We start from the raw sequence: 17,718 nt of genomic DNA on the forward strand, positions 1-17,718 counted from the left end.
GCTCTGAAGATCACGTGACACGAACAGACGACAGAAGATCATGACGGAACAAGAGACACTCGGCTACGATTTCGGCAAGGCTGAGCCCAAATGGCAGGCAAAATGGGATGGCGTGCGTGCCTTCGCCGCCGATGACCATCCCGCTGCCGACAAGCCGAAATATTACGTGCTCGAGATGTTTCCGTATCCGTCGGGTCAGCTCCATATGGGCCATGTGCGCAACTATGCGCTGGGCGATGTGGTGGCGCGCTACAAGCGCGCGCGTGGTTTCTCGGTTCTGCATCCCATGGGCTGGGATGCGTTCGGCCTCCCGGCAGAAAATGCAGCGCGTGAGCGCGGTGTGCATCCGGGGCAGTGGACGCTGGACAACATTGCGGCCATGCGCGGCACGCTGCAGCGCCTTGGCTTCTCGCTGGACTGGGAGCGTGAGATCGCCACCTGCCTGCCGGAATATTACGGGCATCAGCAGAAGCTGTTTCTGGATATGTGGCGCAAGGGGCTGGTCGAGCGTCGTGAATCCTCGGTCAACTGGGACCCTGTGGACAACACGGTGCTCGCCAATGAGCAGGTGGTTGACGGGCGTGGCTGGCGTTCGGGTGCGCTGATCGAGAAAAAGCGCCTGTCGCAGTGGTTCCTCAAGATTACGGATTTTGCAGCACCTCTGCTCGAAGGCCTCGACAAGCTCGATCGCTGGCCGGCCCGCGTGCGCGTCATGCAGGAGCGCTGGATCGGCCGCTCGGAAGGGGCTCGCGTCCGCTTTGCGCTTCATGCACCCCCCGAAGGGTTCGACACAGACCTGGATTCGGTCGAGGTGTTTACCACCCGTCCGGATACGCTGTTCGGTATGAGCTTCGTCGCCATTGCTGCCGATCATCCGCTGGCTGCGAAGGTTGGTCAGGATAACGAAGCCGTACGCAGCTTCATTGAGGAATGTCAGCGTCTCGGTACGTCCGAGGAAGCGATCGAGGCGGCCGAAAAGCGCGGCATCGATACCGGATTGCGTGTCAGCAACCCGTTTGCGCCTGACGAGACCGTGCCGGTCTGGATCGCCAATTTCGTTCTGATGGAATATGGCACGGGCGCTGTGTTCGGTTGCCCCTGTGGCGATCAGCGCGATCTCGACTTTGCCCGCAAATATGACCTTCCGGTGCGTCCGGTCATTCTGCCGACAGGCGAGCAGCAAGCCGGTTTTACGGTGGGCAAGACCGCCGTCACGGGTGAGGGCACGCTCATCAATTCTGGCTTCCTCGACGGGCTGGATATTGTTGAAGGCAAGCGCAAGGCCATCGAGCGTCTCGAGGGTATGGGGATCGGCCGTGGTGTCGTGAACTGGCGCCTGCGTGACTGGGGTATCTCGCGCCAGCGTTACTGGGGCTGCCCGATACCGGTCATCCATTGCGACAGCTGTGGTGCAGTGCCCGTGCCGGACGACCAGTTGCCGCTGAAACTGCCCGAGGATGTCACCTTCGACCGCCCAGGTAATCCGCTCGATCACCATCCGAGCTGGAAGCATGTCGACTGCCCGCAATGCGGTGCCAAGGCGCGTCGCGAGACTGACACGTTCGATACGTTCGTCGATAGCTCATGGTATTTCGCGCGCTTTACCGCGCCCCATGCCAGTACCCCGACTGACCCGATTGCGGCGAATAGCTGGCTGCCGGTCGATCAGTATATCGGCGGTATCGAACACGCGATCCTGCATCTGCTTTATGCACGATTCTTCACGCGCGCCATGCACGAGACGGGTCATCTGAACGTCGATGAACCGTTTGATGGTCTGTTCACTCAGGGCATGATCACCCATGAGAGCTACCGCGATGAGAGCGGCTGGCTCGCGCCTGAGGATGTGGTGCGTTCGGGCGAGGGCTATGTGCGTCGTGACAATGGCCAGCCCGTGCAGCTCGGTCGCCTGGAGAAGATGTCGAAATCCAAGCGCAATACGGTTTCGCCTACGGCGATTATCGAGCGCTTTGGTGCGGATACGGCACGCTGGTTCGTTCTGTCCGACAGCCCGCCAGAGCGCGATATGGAATGGACCGAATCCGGCGTTGCCGCTTCAGCCCGTTTTGGTCAGCGTCTCTATCGTCTGGTGCAGAATGTCGCGGCGCAGGTGCCGCAGGGAGCGCCCTGCACTGAGGGCGGTCGCAGCCTGCGTCAGGCCACGCATCGCACCATCAAGGCTGTGACCGAGGCGCTTGAGGGCTTCACACCTAATGTCGCCGTGGCGCGCCTGCATGAATTGAGTGCTGCCCTTTCGGAGGCCGAGAAATCGACCGAGGACGGTATTGGCGCAGCCCGTCGCGAGGCCGCTCTCACATTGGCTCTGCTCGTAGCCCCCATGATGCCGCATCTGGCGGAAGAGATGGTGGCCCTGCTGGAGCCTGAGGGGGCTATGGTCGTCGAGCGCGCCTGGCCGGAGGCGCTGGACGCGTTCCTCACGCGTGACAGCATCACGCTGGGCGTACAGATCATGGGCAAGCTGCGTGGCACAATCGAGGTGCCACCCGACGCGCCGTCTGACATGGTTCTTCCGCTGGCCGAGGCCGAGCCGAATGTGGCGCGGATGCTGGAAGGCAAGCGTATCGTCAAGCGTATCCATGTGCCCAACCGTATCGTCAATTTCGTAGTGGCAGGCTGAACCGATGCGTCGTCTTATCCTGCTTGCTTCTCTGGCTCTGAGCGGTTGCGGGTTCCAGCCGCTTTATGGAAGCAACGGAGATGGCGGCGCCCGCGTGATGCACGAGCTGCAGCGTATCTATGTCTCGAACATACCCGAGCGCCAGGGGCAGGAGTTGCGGCTTGCACTTCAGGAGCAGCTGGGCAGTGGCAGCACCAAGGCACCAGACGGGTACACGCTCAATGTAAGCTACGGCGTCAATGCTTCGGTCATCGATATTCATAGCGATAATACTGCGGGCCGTTATCGCGAACTGGGGACAGCGCATTGGCGTCTTTATACTGTCGAACCCTCTCCGAGATTTCTGGCTGAGGGCGACGTGAATGAACTCGATGGTTTCAATGCGACCTTCGAGCAGTATCTCGCCCAGACCCTGAATGACGAGACTGTGCGGGCCCGTATCGCCCAGACCCTCGCGGGATCAATCCGTCAGCAGATTGCCATCTGGTTCAAGACCCAGATCAAGCCATCGCGTAATAATGCAGCGGATCTGCCTTCCTATTTCGATCCGAACGCCATGCCGACCCAGAATGGCCAGCCTTACGAGAAGGCAGGCCCTGATGGCTTCCCGGCTGCGGCAACGGGGCGTACGGATCTCAACAGTACGGATAACTGATCGCGCATGAAGATCGATGCCCGCTCGACTTCCCGCACACTCGCTGAAATTGGCAAGTGGCGCGGGGTCCTGCTCTATGGTGATGATCTCGGCCTGATACGCGAGCGGGCCGCCCAGTGCGTCAAGCTGGTGGCAGAGTCTCTGGATGACCCGTTCCGTGTCGCAGTGCTCGATCAGGAGCAGCATGGCCGCCTCGAAGAGGAGATGGGCGCGCTTTCACTGATCGGGGGGCGTCGTGCCATATGGGTGCGCGATGCACAGGACGCGGTGTTGCCCAGAGTCATGGCGGCGCTTGCGATCGACAGCGATACGGTTCTGGTCATCGAAGCACCGGGGCTTGCCTCACGCGCCAAGCTGCGAACCTCGCTTGAAGCCCATGCCTCAATTGCCGCCATCGGTTGCTATCCGGAGGAGGGCAAGACCCTCATCGCCTCACTGGCGGATCTCTTTCGTGAAGCCTCAGTCACGATCGACCGTGACGCCCTGTTCTGGCTTTCTTCCGTCATGGGAGCCGACCGGGCAGCCATACGAAGCGAAGTCGAGAAGCTCGTTCTTTTTGCCGGGGAAGGTGGCCGTCTGACGCTCGATGACTGTCAGGAATGTATCGGTGATTCTGCCAGTGCTACGCTGGATGATGCGACAAGTGCTGCGATGGCTGGTGATCGAGCCATTGCTGACATTGCGCTGGAGCGTGCGCTTGCCGATGGTTTGTCTCCCATTGCTCTGGCGCGTGCCTGTCTGTCGCTCATGAACCGGTTGCTGCGGGTGCTGGACTGGATGGATGAGGGCAAGTCGCGTCAGGAAGCCATGAAAATGCTTCGCCCCCCGGTGTTTTTCAAGAAAACCGAGAGCTTCACGAAAGCCCTTGAGCGCTGGGATCGCACAGGTCTCAGGAGAGCCTGCGATGCCGTGCAGGGTTTCGAGCTGGCCTGCAAGCAGACGGGCAGCCCTGATCTGGCGCTGTCACGTCGTCTGATTGCCCAGCTTTGTCTCGGACCGAGATCATTCCAGCGTTGAAATCATCGCGTCGTTTTGCCACGATCGGTGTGATGAGGATTTCGACCTGCGACCCAGAAGCGATTATGGTGATCGGCGCGTTGCCGGCCAACCCGTCGATGGCTCTCGCAGGGCAGGTCATTCCGCCGCCGCATGCGCGCTTGCACAGCCAATGAAAAACACGAGAGGCTCAGCCCTTTGGCACGGGAATATCGCGGTGTTGCTGGCGATGGGTGCCTTGTTTCTTCTGGTGCTTGGCGCGGTCGCCGCGCCGCTCTATGCGCGAGTGGTTGGGGTCGATGCAATGGCTTCCAATCTGGCCGGCACCGTCATGCGCAACGGCCATGCGCAGGATATCATGCAGGCCAATGACAACCCGCTCCATCTGGGCCTCTCTCCCATTGGCCCGTCATGGCGCTGGGGGCCTTATGCCCTTGGGGCCGATTCACAGGGGCGCGACATTGCTGCGAGACTGCTTTACGGGGCGCGATCCTCGCTGGTCATCGCTTTTTCAGCCGCCTGTCTGTGCCTGATTGCTGCGACGTTCTGTGGTCTGGCAGCCGGATATTGTGGGGGGTGGGTCGATCTGGTCCTGTCGCGCGGGCTCGATATTCTCTGGGCAGTGCCGGTTTATCTGTTCGCCATCAGCCTCAGCGTGGTGACAATTGGCCATGACCTCTCCTTTGGCCCGCTCCACTTGCGGGCGGACTCACTGCTTCTGCCCATTCTGATTATCGCGCTCATCTACGTGCCCTATGCGGCGCGGCCTATCCGGGCCCGGACGAAAAGCCTGCAAAATGCTGGCTTCGTTCTGGCCGCGCGTGGGCTGGGGGCGTCGTCCCTGCGTATCATTCTGCGCGAAATCCTGCCTCTGCTGGCGGAAACCGTCTTTGTGCTGGCACCGCTTATTATGGCGCTTTGCCTCCTTGCGGAGTCCGCGCTGTCTTTTCTCAGCCTCGGTGTGCAGGCACCTGCCGCTTCGTGGGGGAGCCTGATTCATGATGGCGAGGGATTGATTTATAGCCGCCCGGTCGTTGCCATCGCGCCGGGATTGGCCATCATCGTGACTGTTCTGGCCCTCAACACGCTGGGTGACGCTGCGCAGACGGCGTTGCGCAAGCGGGGCGGCAGATGAGGGGCTTTCTCTCCCGCCTAGGCCAGATGCTGCTCGTGCTGTTCGGCATTTCGGTACTCGTCTTTGCCGTGTTCTTTGCAACGCCGGGGTCAGACCCCTCAGCCCGTATTGCGGGGCGCGGCGCGAGCCCGGAGGTGATCGAACGTGTTCGCCATGCCTATGGCTTCGATCGCTCGCTACCTGTCCGTTATCTCACAATGATGGATCATCTGTTCATCTCGCGAAACCTGACGTCCTACGTCAATCACGGGCAGAATGTGGTTTCGGAGGTGTTTGCTGCTGCACCTGTCACGCTTTCGCTTGTGCTCTGGGCGGCGCTGTTCTGGGTGAGCGGCGCGCTGGTGTTTGGCATGATGGGTGCGGCGTTTCAGGGCGGTGCCCTGGACCGTCTCCTTTCTGTGCTGGCTATGGTTGGTTTGTCCATCCCGGTTTTCTGGCTGGGCGAGATGGTCAATCTGGTGAGTCAGAGCCGGTTGCATGACACCTGGCTGTTCCGTTGGGTGCCGCCACTGGGCTATGTGCCACTCTCCACAAGCGTTCTCGGGTGGACGAAATGTCTGATCCTCCCGGCGCTGACGCTCGCTGTTGCTTTCATCGGCCTTTACAGTCGGGTTCTACGCTCGGACCTGCTTTCGGCCATGCAGGAAGACGCGCTGCGCACAGCACGTGCGAAAGGGGCAGGGCCGTGGCGCCTCTGGTTCTTCCACGCCTTGCGCCTTTCCGGTCTGAGCGCGCTCTCATTGTTCGGCCTCGATTTCGCCCAGTTGCTCGGGGGCGGTGCCCTGCTGACGGAAGTCGTGTTTGCGCTGCCCGGTGTCGGGCATCTGACCTATCAGGGCCTGAGCACACTGGATCTGCCGCTTATCATGGCAACCGTGCTCTATGCGGCATTTTTCGTGGTGGTTGCCAACGCCCTGATCGACGGGCTGTATCGCCTGCTCGACCCGCGCATCGGGGGAGGGAAAAATGGGCACTGAGCCGCTTTTGTCCCTGCGCAACCTGCGGCTGAAACACCCCAGAGCCGGTTATCTGCTCGATGGCGTGACCCTCTCGCTGCAACGTGGGCAGATCCTTGGGGTCGTGGGCGAATCAGGCTCGGGGAAAAGCCTGACCGGGTTGAGCGTGCTTGGGCTGCAGCCTCCCGGCATCCTGTCCGGCGAGCTGATTTTCGACGGGCAGGATCTGCAATCCCAGACCGAGAGGGCGTGGCAGCATTTTCGCGGCAGACGGGCCGCTATGATCTTTCAGGATCCGATGACGGCTTTTCTGCCGGTTCGGCGTATCGGTGCCCAGATTGCCGAGCAGATCAGGCTGCACCAGCTTGTATCGAAACGCGAGGCGAATGAGCGTGTGGTGACACTGCTCGGGCGTATGGGCGTGCCGTCTCCCGCGCAAACCGCTTTGCGTTTTCCGCATGAACTGTCTGGCGGGCTGCGCCAGCGCGCCATGATTGCGATGGCTGTGTCCTGTGAGCCGGATCTGCTGATCGCTGATGAACCGACGACGGCGCTCGATGTCACGGTTCAAGCGCAGATTCTGGCGTTGCTGCGTGAGATCGGTGCACGTGAGGCGAGCGTCATGCTGATCACCCATGACATGGGGGTGGTGGCGCAAAGCTGCACGCATGTCGCCGTTCTTTATGCCGGGGTCGTCATCGAGACCGGTCCGGTGGCGGCTGTTCTCTCAGCCCCGCGCCATCCCTATACGCAGGCCCTGTTGCAGGCCATACCACCGCTCGAAGGACCACGCCCTGACAGATTGCCCGTGATCGCGGGTGCTCCTCCCTCGCCACAGACACGCCCCAGCGGGTGCGTTTTCGCGCCGCGCTGCCCCCATCTCACGCAGCCTTGTGAAGTGCGCCCGGCGATGCGTCCCGTCATCGATGGCTTGTTCGGCACGATGACAACCGCCTCAGCCAAGGCGCAGAAAGAGGAGCGCCATGAGGTGGCTTGCGTGCTCTACGAATGACGGAACTGCTTAAAGCGCAGGATGTCGCCAGGACCTATCAGCTTGGGCGAGGTAGGACACTCCGGGCCGTCGATGGCATCTCGCTCGCTCTGAAGCGTGGAGAGAGCCTTGCCCTCGTCGGTGAGTCGGGTTGCGGCAAATCCACACTGGGCCGTCTCATGATGGGGTTCGATCGTCCTGACAAGGGAGAGATCCTGTTCGACGGACAGGATATGGCGCAAATGGGGAGACGCGCCCTGCGCGATCTGCGCAGCCATCTGCAGATGGTTTTTCAGGACTCTGGATCGTCCTTCAATCCGCGTTGGACAATCGGTAATACGTTGGCAGAGCCGTTTCGCATCCATCGGCGTGAGTGGTCCAGAGCCACCTTGACGGCACTCCTTGAACGCGTGGGGCTGTCGGCGGATTATCTATCCCGTTATCCCGGTGCGCTCTCTGGCGGGCAGCGGCAGAGGCTGAACATTGCCCGCGCCATTGCGCTCTCACCGCAGGTCATCGTCGCGGACGAGCCCGTCTCGGCGCTGGACGTTTCCGTACAGGCGCAGATTGTCAATCTGCTGCGCCAGCTCCAGGCCGAGATGGGTCTGGCCTGTCTGTTCATCTCGCATGATCTGGCGGTGGTGAGACAGATTTCGGACCGCGTGGCGGTGATGTATGTGGGCGCGATTGTCGAAGAAGGAGAGACGCTCGCCCTGCTCTCGCGACCGCTCCATCCCTATACAAGGGCGCTGGTAGAGGCCGTGCCTCAACCGGGCAAACCGCTGGCGGCGCCCTTGCAGGGCGATGTGCCAAGTCCTCTTTCCCCGCCACCGGGCTGTCGCTTCCACACGCGCTGCCCGATTGCCCGGGCCCGTTGTGCAATTGAGCGGCCGATCCTTACGGATTACGGCGCAGGGCGCAGTGCGGCGTGCCATTTCCCACTTCTGCATGATGGCAACCCCGCCAGCTGATTGCTAGATAGGCTCGGCGCACCGGGAGCGGCCTACCCTTGGCAGGGCGAGACTGATGTCCCGACCCTTGCCCGTTCTGGCAGGCAAGGGCCTGGGGCTCAGAACCTCTGCGAAATACCGGTCAGGATGGTGCGACGCAGGCCATATTGGGGCGCCCCAACGCCGATGCCTGATCCGTCGCGGATCTGGTAGCTCTTGTCGAACAGGTTCAGCACATCGAGACGCAGTTCAGTGCGCTTGAGGAAGGGCACGCGGAACAGATCCTTGAAGGACTGGACGAGCGAGAGGTTGAACGTGGCATAGATCGGGACAGAGCGGCCATTGGGCACCACACCATCGGCACGTAGGCCGCTACCATAGACCATCGAGGCCGAAACACGGGTGGGGTGGCCCGTGTGGTAGAAGAAGGAATAGCTCCCCCCTGCGGACGCCGTCCAGCGCTGGTCATGATCGAGATGGATCCAGCGATTCTGGACATAGGCAAGATCATCAGGGTCCATCGTCCACTGGGCGGTGGTGATGTCCTTGCCGATCGCCCGCGACCAGGCCGCGTTGCCGTAGAGCGAGAGCGGGCCATGCTCGTAATTCGTCGAGAGCTCGTAGCCATTCACCTGCCCGCGACGATAATTGAACGCCGAGAGGATGATCGGTGCGCCAAACTGACCTTCATCGATCATGTTTTTGGCGAGCTTCACATAGGCATCGAAAGAAGCGTGCCAGCCGGGCAGGATGGACTGCGTTACGCCAGCATCGAAGTAGTGGTCGCGCTCCGCCTTGACCGTATTGTTCTGCAAGGTCTGCGGCTCGTTGGATGTGCCGACATATTTGCTGAGCGAGGTATTGGCGACGAGTTCGAAGGGCGGGGGGGTGAAATAGCGCGAATATCCGGCATGAACCACGCCACCCCGCCATGCCCGCCACACGATATTGATGCGCGGGCTGACCTGTTTCGAGTGCGTGTACTCATCGACACCGTCGAAGCGCAGACCGTAATTGATGGTCAGATCACGCACCGGGCGCCACTCATCCTGAGCGTAAAGCCCGTACATCCAGCCAGTGCGGCCGCTGCCATCGTGCACATTGGTGGTCGTGCCATCATAGATTGGCGTGCCGTCATCCTCGGCGCCCGTCTGCTGATAGACGATGGAATCCGTCTTGGAGCTGTTGCGCTCGACATAGACCTGATAACCGAAGCGCACCGTATGCTGTCGGTTGGCATGCCATGTGACATCGGTTTGGGAGCCCGTCGAGAAGACCGAACGCGCCGCGTGCTGGCTGATTCCGTTATAGACCAGATCACCCAGCGGATCGGGCGAGTAGCCGAGCGACGAGTAGCGCGTGATGACCGAACTCTGCAGGCTGACCTTGCCCATGTCCTTCTGAAGCGAGAGGATGCCGAAATCGGTGATCTCCTTCTGGCGCTCGTTCAGACTGGCACTGTCCACGCTGCCATAAACCTGTTGTGACAGCGCTGAATCCAGGAAGCTCGGATTGGCAAACTGGCGTTGCTGACCGGGGTTGTTGGGCAGCTGGTACTGAGCGTTCGACACCCCTCCGGTGAGGCTGATACGGGTATTCGCATCAGCCGTGTAACGCAGATGACCGAGCGCATGATACTGGTTGCTCAGATCGTGAATCGGGTTGAAGCTCGATGTCGGGTTTTCAACACCGACCCGGTTATGAACGAAGTCACCGGTTGCAAAGAAATCCCACTTCCCGGCATGGCCACCATATTGCAACGACGGGAAGAAATAATCGCGCGCACCACCATAGATCGAGGCATCGCCACCCGGATCGGCGCTGCCGTTCTTGGTGGTGATGTCGATCACACCGGCTTGCAGAAAACCATATTCGCTGGGCAGCGCGCCGGTGGTGAGCGAGGCGGAATGGGCAAAGCGAGTCATCAACGCCTGACCGAAAACGCTCAGCCCTTCAGGAAGCTGGACGCCATCGAGGCGGAACTGAACCTCGTTGTGATCGCCGCGCACGTGAATCTGACCAAAGCTGTCCTGCGCGACGCCGGGTGCCTGAAGAAGCAGTGTGTTGAGCGGCGCATTATCGCCGCCCGGGTTATTCTCGATATCACGTCGGGTGAAGCGATAGGTTGTCGCACCCGTGGAGGATTGGAGAGAGGAGCGGATTTCATCGAGGCGCGCATTGACGATGATGTGCTCTTCCTTCTGGGCGTTCACGCCCTGCGAAGCTGTATCACCTGTGCTGTCAAAGGAGGTTCTGGACGCCTGGTCGCTCGTTGGCGTGCCAGACTGGGTTGTCACGGGCGTCACAACCGGGGTCGTCGTGGTTGAGGAGGGCACTGCAGTCTGCGCATGAACGGGCGTGGTGAGCGCCAGAACCGAGCATGACAGGAACAGGCTGGACGACCACAGGGATCGGGATGACATCATGACTACCCAACAGGTTGAAGGCGGAACAAATCGCCTTCGTTCCTATTCTGTATGATATAACATAACAACTCTTTCTTAATCTCTGTCCACTGGCTCTGTTGCGAACTGTGACAAATTGGCGACAGGTGAGGAGGTAGCCCAAGGGGGGATTCAACCTCCCTCATGAAAAGCATTTTAAGGACGAAGCCGCATCGGTCGCATAGCGTTTCAAGCAGGTCGTCCCGTCCTGATCGAGGTGAATCCCGCCATGAAACGCCGGTCCTTTCTTTCTGCTGCTTCCGTTGCACCGCTGCTGGGGGTGGCTGGTCCGGCCCTCGCCTCAGGCAATGCTGATGACGGGACGAGTTCGAGCGGTGAGTTCGACATTGTCGCCAAGTTTGTCGGGCCGGGGCCATCTGGCGTTGCGGTGCTGCCCGATGGCCGCATGTTTGTCAGCTTTCCGCGTCACGCCGATAACCATGCCGGTGCCACACTGGGTGAAGTCAAGGGGGGCGTGGTGGTGCCCTATCCGTCAGCCGAGCTCAGCCTCCCATCCGACAGGGCCCCGGCAGATCGCCTGATGTCTGTCCATGGCATCGCCCATGATTCTGCCGGGCGGCTATGGGTGATCGATGATGGCAAGCTCGCGGGCCACGACATTCCTGAGGGCGCCGCCAAGATTATTTGCATCGACCCGGTTAGCAACCGCGTCACGCACAAGATCCTGCTCAAATCCCCGGTCATGCTGCCGAACAGTCATATGAATGATCTGCGCGTTGCCCTGTCGGTCGGTGCCAAGGGAACCGTTTTCGTGACGGATTCCTCATTCGGCGATGAGCCTGCCATGCTTGTTGCAGATATTGCCACTGGCCAGACCAAGCGGGTTCTGGCGCATCATGTTTCGACCCAGGCCGTACCGGGGTTCATGGCAATTGTGGAAGGAGAGCCCAGACGCTACGTGCCGCATCATCCCCAGATGGTGTCAGGGGGGGCGGATGGTATTGCCTTGCTGCCTGACGAATCCCGCCTGTATTACGCACCGCTGACAAGCCGGCGCCTTTACAGCATACCGACGCGCATACTGGCCGATCAAAGCCTGTCGGATGAGGCCTTGGCTGCCCAGATACGGGATGAGGGCGAAAAGGGCACAGCCGATGGCCTATGTTTCGATCAGCATGGCCGGCTCTACACCACGAATTACGAGCATGATTGCATCCTGCGCCGTGATCCTGACGGGTCGTTTGCGATGGCTGTCAGGGATGCCCGTATCCTGTCACCTGATGGCATCTGTGCTACGCGTGACTGGATCTACTGCACATTGGGGCAGTGGAATCGCCTGCCGTTATTCAATGACGGCCATAACCGACGCGAGCCGCCCTATCTGCTGATCCGCTTCCCGGTTGAGGCGTCAGCGCCGCTCAATGCGATGCCAGGGGAGGCGGGTTGAGTAATGTCTGATGATGCAGAAAGGACGACGGCCGGAACATGTGATGATCCGGCCGGTATGCAGACGCGCTGAAAAGTAGAGTTGTCAGGCTTCAGCCAGCGGCCGGGGGCTGATCCTGCTCGCTAGTGTGATGATCGACCACACCGGGAATGAACTGGGCGAGGGCAGGAAGGAGCGCCCCTGCCGGTAGGCCCGTTTTGGAAACGAGCATCTGGATCTGTTCATCTGTCAAAAGAGCGCGCAGTTCGTCAGCAGAGATGGGGAGGTTTTCACCCGAACCGATCCACGAACGTACCTTGTCCTCAAGGCCGGCCTTGCGAGCCTGCTCCACCAGTGTCTGGATACCCTGTTCGCTGGTGAGATATTCGCCAATGCTGCCGCCCAGCTTTTCCTTGAGCTTGTCGCCCACGGACCCAAGGGCGGAATTGATCATTGATCCAAAAAAACCACTCAAACCTTCTCTCCAGACTTCGTGCCCCGCCAGAAAATCAGGCTGAGCGTCGTGTTTCCTTGTCGATTTGCGGCATCTCGATATCGATTTCGAGCACGGAACATCCGTCATGTCCGCCATCGAGCTTGACCTGAACCTTGTCCTGATCAACCGCCACGTGACGTTTGATCACTTCGAGGATCTCGCGATGTAACTGACTGATCAGTTCAGAGTTGCCACTTCCAGAGCGCTCATGCGCCAGCAGGATTTGCAGTCGGTCGCGCGCGACAGCGCCTGTATTGCGCTTGGTGAACAGTCCGAACAGGCTCATGCGACCCTCTTCTTGAACAGCCACTCGAGCAGGCCTTTGCGTTCGAGCGGGATCTGGATTTCGATTTTCTCACCCTGCAGGCGCCTTGCCGCGGCGAAATAAGCCCGAGACGGAGCGGATTCCGGGTTCGACAAGGTTACAGGCGCACCAACGTTGGAAGCACGCAGGACCTCTTCACTCTCCGGAATGATACCCAGGAGCGGGATAGAGAGGATTTCGAGCACGTCTTCGGTGTTCAGCATCTCGCCCTTGGCCGCACGCGACGGATCGTAGCGCGTCATCAGCAGGTGCTTCTCGACCTTCTCGCCGTTCTTGGCCTTTTCAGTCGTGCTGTCCAGCATACCGATGATACGGTCACTGTCACGGACGGAGCTAACTTCGGGATTTGTCACAACGACTGCGATATCAGCATGATACATGGCCATCTGGGCGCCGCGCTCGATGCCGGCCGGGCTATCGCAGATAATCCAGTCGAATTTCTCGCGGAGCTCTTCAATGACCTTGGCAACCCCTTCCGAGGTCAGGGCATCCTTGTCGCGTGTTTGCGATGCCGGAAGAATGGAGAGGGTCTCGACACGCTTGTCACGTATCAGCGCCTGCGAGAGCTTGGCATCGCCCTGTACCACATTGATGAAGTCGAAAACGACGCGACGCTCGGCCCCCATGACGAGATCGAGATTTCGCAGACCGACATCGAAATCGATCACCACCACATTCTGACCCGACTGGGCCAGTGCGGCACCCAGTGCTGCTGTCGTGGTCGTCTTGCCAACCCCGCCCTTACCGGATGTGACTACCAGCACCTTAGCCATGTGCGCTCCACCAAACTTCCATGAAACGGCCGCGCATTCGTCAGGCGACCAGACTCGATACTACTGAGGAATAGGTTCGCGCTGCAATCGCCAGATCGCAAATAGTTCCCGTCAGCCCAGACGGGTAACACTTACGCGATCCTCGCACAGCATGGCCTGAGCTGACTGATCGTACAGACCCGGGTCGATTTCCTCGGCAATCATGTAGAATCCGTCGATCGCCAGCAGCTCTGCCTGCATACGGCTGGCAAGGATGCGTGCGCCGGGCTGGCCGCCCACACCGGCGATGGCTCTGCCCCGCAGCGCCCCATAAACATGGATGGAGCCCCCGGCAATGAGTTCAGCACCCGAGGCCACAGAGCCGATAATCACGATGTCGCCATCCAGATGCATGATGCTCTGGCCGGAACGGATGGCGCGGTCGATGATAAGGCTTTCGGCACGCTGGACCGGGGCCATGGCAGTGGGAGGGGTATCGCTCTCGGCTTCGGGGAATTCGACCGCGCCGCTGGCCCTGCCGCCTTCAAGCGTGGCAGGCCAGACCCAGTGCCCAAGCTGCTCCCAGCTGCGATCGGCGCCCTCGATACCGATCATATGTATCCCGCGATCCTGCAAAGCCTGTTGCAGGTCGCCCAGTCCTTCCGTTTCGGGGGCGAGCAGACCGAGATCGAGGATGACCGGGCGACCGGCAAAGAAGCTGACAGAGCGGGCGATCTGGTTGTCCAGCCCTTGAAGCCAGTCGGCAAGCGGCGCCTCAGGTGACAGGACAAGGGCGAGAAAAGAGCGGCCACGCGCCCGAATGCGCATGGGTGCGGCAGCGGCGGCAAGGTCGGTTTCAGCGCGGGTTATCTGGTCTGTCATGATCGGGGGACGCTCTGGGGAGACCCTGAGGGATCAGGATCGAAAATGGGGCAGAAAATGGCGCAAAGGAACGCTGCAGCTCTCTTGCTTCACGGCATGGCAGATGCGTAAGAATACTGCATGCGCATTTTGTATCATCTGCCGCTCTCGCCGCAAAGCCGTCAGGTCAGGCTCGTTCTTGCCGAGAAACGGTTACCCTATGAACCCAAGACCGAAAAGGTCTGGGAAAACCGTCCTGAATATCTCGCCCTGAACCCGGCGGGCGATGTCCCGCTTCTGGTGGAGGAGAACGGCCTTTCCATCCCCAATGCATGGGTGATCTGCGAGTATCTGGAGGAGGCTTACCCCGACACGCCGCTCATGGGGCGCACCCTGGCAGAGCGCGTCGAGGTCCGTCGCCTCATGGCATGGTTCGAGGGCAAGTTCGGCCATGAAGTCTCGCGCAATCTTCTGGGTGAAAAGGTCGACAAGCGTCTGGCCGGGCGCGGCAATCCGGACGGAACAGCGCTGCGCGCGGGCTATGCCAATATGCGCTTTCATCTCGATTATATCGGGTGGCTGGCCGAAACACGCGCCTGGCTGGCAGGTAACATGCTCTCGATGGCCGATTTTGCGGCGGCGGCGCATCTGTCCTGCCTCGATTATATAGGGGATATCGACTGGTCGAAGGCGCCTGCGGCCAAGGACTGGTATGCACGCATGAAATCACGCCCCAGCTTTCGTTCCCTGCTCAATGACCGGGTCAACGGATTCAATCCGCCCGCGCATTATGCCGATCTCGATTTCTGAGCGACGCAGGGTATCAGATGAGCAATGTGTTTGATGCGGTCGTTCTCGGCGCCGGCGCTGCCGGCCTCATGGCGGCGGCGGCGGCCCGCAAGGGTGGGGCGTCGGTGGCTATTCTCGACCATGCGTCCGAGCCCGGCCGCAAGATCCTGATTTCAGGGGGTGGGCGCTGCAATTTCACCAATCTCGATGCGCGCGCCGAGAACTTTCTCTCTGCCAATCGTCATTTCATGCGCTCCGCTCTGGCAGGCTACACACCGCGTGATTTTCTGGCCTTGGTCGAGCGCCACGGGATTGGCTGGCAGGAGAAGGCGGAAGGTCAGCTATTCTGTGCCGAGTCGGCCCGTGACATCGTGACACTGCTCCTGCGCGAGGCCGAGGGCTGCGCGCTCTATCTCGACACGCGCATCCAGGCGGTCACCAAAGGCGAGACTTTTATCGTCAGGACAGACCGGGGTGAGATCGAAGGCCGCAATCTGGTACTGGCGACAGGGGGGCTTTCCATCCCCAAGCTTGGTGCGACCGATCTATCGCTGCGTCTTGCACGGCAGTTCGGGCTGGATGTTGTGCCGACTGTGCCCGGCCTCGTGCCTCTCACGCTGGAAACACCGCTGCCTGATCTTGCCGGCGTGTCGTTGCCTGTGCGCGCAAGCCTTGGCAAAACCGGCTTCACGGATGGGATGGTGTTCACCCATCGAGGTCTTTCCGGCCCGGCGATATTGCAGATCTCCTCCTATCAGGACGGTCCGCTCGATGCGCCGCTGATCGACATGATGCCCGGCAAGGATGCTTGCGAGGCTTTGGGTGCCATCAAGAAGGCACGACCTCGCGCCGAGCCTGCCTCGCTGCTGGCGGACCTGCCGCAACGTCTGGCGCGTCATATTGCGGGGATCAGCCTCGCGGATGTGACCTGCACCCTTGCAAACCTGCCAGACAAACGCATTGCCGAGCTGGCTGCCCGGATTGCGTCCTGGCGCCCCCGGTTGTCGGGTACAGAGGGTTACGCCAAGGCCGAGGTCATGAAGGGTGGGATCGATACGCGCGCACTGTCGTCCAAGACCATGGAGGCTCGCGATGTGCCGGGTCTCTTCGCAATTGGCGAAGCGGTGGATGTGACCGGCTGGCTTGGCGGCTATAATTTCCAGTGGGCGTGGTCGAGTGGCGTGGCCGCCGGACGGGCGATTGCCGCAAGGCGCTGAATAGCGAACCCTCGAGCCTGTGCAGCGTCATGGCAGAACATCATGCGCTGACAGGGCTCAATGCCGGGCTGTGGGCGCGTCGTATCAGGAGATGATCTCATGAATCCATGCATTGCCATCCTCGCCACACATGGCGTCGAGGAATGTGAGCTTGTCCAGCCACGCCAGGCTCTTGAGGCAAATGGCTTCAGGACGCTGGTCGTCGCCCCGGAGAAAGGCACTATCCAGTCCATGAAGGGCGACGTGCACCCGGCCTCGACCATCGAGGTTGGCGCGACCATCGGCGAAGCTGCCGATATGGAGTTCGCTGGCATCCTTCTCCCTGGCGGGACAACGAATCCCGACGCGCTGCGTATCAACGAGGCCGCAATTGCGTTCCTGCGCGGGTTCGTTGCTCAGGGAAAGCCAATTGCGAGCATCTGCCACGGTGCATGGACCCTGATTGAGGCGGGTGGCGTCAAAGGCCGCACCCTGACATCGTGGCCGTCACTCCAGACGGATCTGCTCAATGCCGGGGCAAACTGGGTGGATCGCGAGGTTGTGGTCGATGCCAATCTGGTCACATCGCGCAATCCCGACGATCTTCCGGCATTCTGCGAGGCGCTGGTGGCGCAATATCGTGACAAATCCGCCTGAAAACTGCCTTGTTTCTGCGTCGTTCTGACCAATGAGAAAACCGGCGACCTTCGGAGCCGCGAGCAAACAAGAAAGGTGTAAACCATGACAAACCCGACAAACTCCAGACGTTCTGCCCGTGTTCTAGGCGGCCTTGCCGGATTGCTCATGCTTGCCGCCTGTGAGGGAACGGCGGCACCCGGTCCTACGCCGCCGGGTACGCAGGTCGTTGGCTACGGCTATACCTGTAAGGCAGGCATCTATACCTGCAAGATGCCGACACAGGTGCCGCTTGGTAACCCGTGTTCCTGCCCGGGTATTGGTGCTGCCTCCTACGGCAATATCCACTGATCACAACTGAAGGGCGTCCCTGCTGGTAATCTGCATCAGGGGGGCTCTGTCTCTGTTGTAATCAATCTGGCCGCTGCAGGCTGAGGCAGAAAGGCTTGCAGCGAAACACCTTCCGCTATTCCTATTTTGTTCCTATAGAGGAGAGGTAAAGCGGAGCCGG

General features: G+C 60.5%; 17 protein-coding genes. 12 read left to right on the forward strand and 5 right to left on the reverse strand.

What is annotated here, in order from left to right; translation table 11 throughout:
• Positions 1-40 precede the first annotated feature (40 nt).
• The 7 genes from leuS to ED655_RS04480 all read left to right on the forward strand — a co-directional run bounded on the left by leuS (position 41) and on the right by ED655_RS04480 (position 8,342).
• Positions 41-2,638, forward strand: a complete 2,598-nt coding sequence (gene leuS / locus ED655_RS04450) for a leucine--tRNA ligase (RefSeq protein WP_122049150.1) — start codon at positions 41-43, stop codon at positions 2,636-2,638.
• A gap of 4 nt (positions 2,639-2,642) precedes the next feature.
• The gene (locus ED655_RS04455) at positions 2,643-3,293 is read left to right on the forward strand and encodes an LPS assembly lipoprotein LptE (protein WP_122049151.1); all 651 of its coding nucleotides are present in this window, start codon (positions 2,643-2,645) and stop codon (positions 3,291-3,293) included.
• Between the two features lie 6 nt (positions 3,294-3,299).
• Complete coding sequence (gene holA / locus ED655_RS04460; protein WP_122049152.1) at positions 3,300-4,310, forward strand: DNA polymerase III subunit delta; 1,011 nt, start codon at positions 3,300-3,302, stop codon at positions 4,308-4,310.
• A 151-nt stretch (positions 4,311-4,461) separates the two neighbouring features.
• Positions 4,462-5,424, forward strand: a complete 963-nt coding sequence (locus ED655_RS04465) for an ABC transporter permease (protein ID WP_122049153.1) — start codon at positions 4,462-4,464, stop codon at positions 5,422-5,424.
• Entirely contained in the window at positions 5,421-6,401 is a 981-nt protein-coding gene (locus tag ED655_RS04470; protein ID WP_122049154.1) for an ABC transporter permease, read from the forward strand. Before ED655_RS04465 ends, ED655_RS04470 begins: the two co-directional genes overlap by 4 nt.
• Complete coding sequence (locus tag ED655_RS04475; protein ID WP_122049155.1) at positions 6,391-7,392, forward strand: ABC transporter ATP-binding protein; 1,002 nt, start codon at positions 6,391-6,393, stop codon at positions 7,390-7,392. The genes ED655_RS04470 and ED655_RS04475 overlap by 11 nt, the downstream gene beginning before the upstream one ends.
• A complete protein-coding gene (locus ED655_RS04480) occupies positions 7,389-8,342 on the forward strand; it encodes an ABC transporter ATP-binding protein (protein ID WP_122049156.1) in 954 nt (317 codons plus the stop codon). The genes ED655_RS04475 and ED655_RS04480 overlap by 4 nt, the downstream gene beginning before the upstream one ends.
• Before the next feature lie 98 nt (positions 8,343-8,440).
• Here the strand turns inward: ED655_RS04480 and ED655_RS04485 are convergent, their stop codons facing one another.
• A complete protein-coding gene (locus ED655_RS04485) occupies positions 8,441-10,747 on the reverse strand; it encodes a TonB-dependent receptor (RefSeq protein WP_240993499.1) in 2,307 nt (768 codons plus the stop codon).
• A gap of 247 nt (positions 10,748-10,994) precedes the next feature.
• Between ED655_RS04485 and ED655_RS04490 the strand changes: the two genes are divergently transcribed.
• Entirely contained in the window at positions 10,995-12,173 is a 1,179-nt protein-coding gene (locus tag ED655_RS04490; protein WP_122049157.1) for an SMP-30/gluconolactonase/LRE family protein, read from the forward strand.
• 91 nt (positions 12,174-12,264) lie between these two features.
• Here the strand turns inward: ED655_RS04490 and ED655_RS04495 are convergent, their stop codons facing one another.
• The 4 genes from ED655_RS04495 to minC all read right to left on the reverse strand — a co-directional run bounded on the left by ED655_RS04495 (position 12,265) and on the right by minC (position 14,607).
• On the reverse strand, positions 12,265-12,627 hold the full coding sequence (locus tag ED655_RS04495) for a YidB family protein (RefSeq protein WP_122049158.1): 363 nt from the start codon (positions 12,625-12,627) through the stop codon (positions 12,265-12,267).
• A gap of 34 nt (positions 12,628-12,661) precedes the next feature.
• Positions 12,662-12,934, reverse strand: coding sequence for a cell division topological specificity factor MinE (gene minE / locus ED655_RS04500; protein WP_122049159.1), 273 nt, complete (start codon positions 12,932-12,934; stop codon positions 12,662-12,664).
• Complete coding sequence (gene minD / locus ED655_RS04505; RefSeq protein WP_122049160.1) at positions 12,931-13,746, reverse strand: septum site-determining protein MinD; 816 nt, start codon at positions 13,744-13,746, stop codon at positions 12,931-12,933. Before minD ends, minE begins: the two co-directional genes overlap by 4 nt.
• A 111-nt stretch (positions 13,747-13,857) precedes the next feature.
• Entirely contained in the window at positions 13,858-14,607 is a 750-nt protein-coding gene (gene minC, locus ED655_RS04510) for a septum site-determining protein MinC (RefSeq protein ID WP_240993500.1), read from the reverse strand.
• Positions 14,608-14,727: 120 nt separating this feature from the next.
• Here minC and fzlA point away from each other — a divergent pair, with 120 nt between their 5' ends.
• The 4 genes from fzlA to ED655_RS04530 all read left to right on the forward strand — a co-directional run bounded on the left by fzlA (position 14,728) and on the right by ED655_RS04530 (position 17,558).
• Entirely contained in the window at positions 14,728-15,396 is a 669-nt protein-coding gene (gene fzlA, locus ED655_RS04515; protein WP_023979024.1) for an FtsZ-binding protein FzlA, read from the forward strand.
• Between the two features lie 17 nt (positions 15,397-15,413).
• Positions 15,414-16,592: a BaiN/RdsA family NAD(P)/FAD-dependent oxidoreductase gene (locus tag ED655_RS04520; protein WP_122049161.1), complete on the forward strand. Its 1,179-nt coding sequence runs from the start codon at positions 15,414-15,416 to the stop codon at positions 16,590-16,592.
• A gap of 99 nt (positions 16,593-16,691) precedes the next feature.
• On the forward strand, positions 16,692-17,228 hold the full coding sequence (locus ED655_RS04525) for a type 1 glutamine amidotransferase domain-containing protein (RefSeq protein ID WP_122049162.1): 537 nt from the start codon (positions 16,692-16,694) through the stop codon (positions 17,226-17,228).
• Between the two features lie 84 nt (positions 17,229-17,312).
• On the forward strand, positions 17,313-17,558 hold the full coding sequence (locus ED655_RS04530; protein WP_122049163.1) for a hypothetical protein: 246 nt from the start codon (positions 17,313-17,315) through the stop codon (positions 17,556-17,558).
• The last annotated feature ends 160 nt before the right edge of the window (positions 17,559-17,718 follow it).

Origin of the sequence: Asaia bogorensis (assembly GCF_900465345.1) — a bacterium.
GTDB lineage: Bacteria > Pseudomonadota > Alphaproteobacteria > Acetobacterales > Acetobacteraceae > Asaia > Asaia bogorensis_A.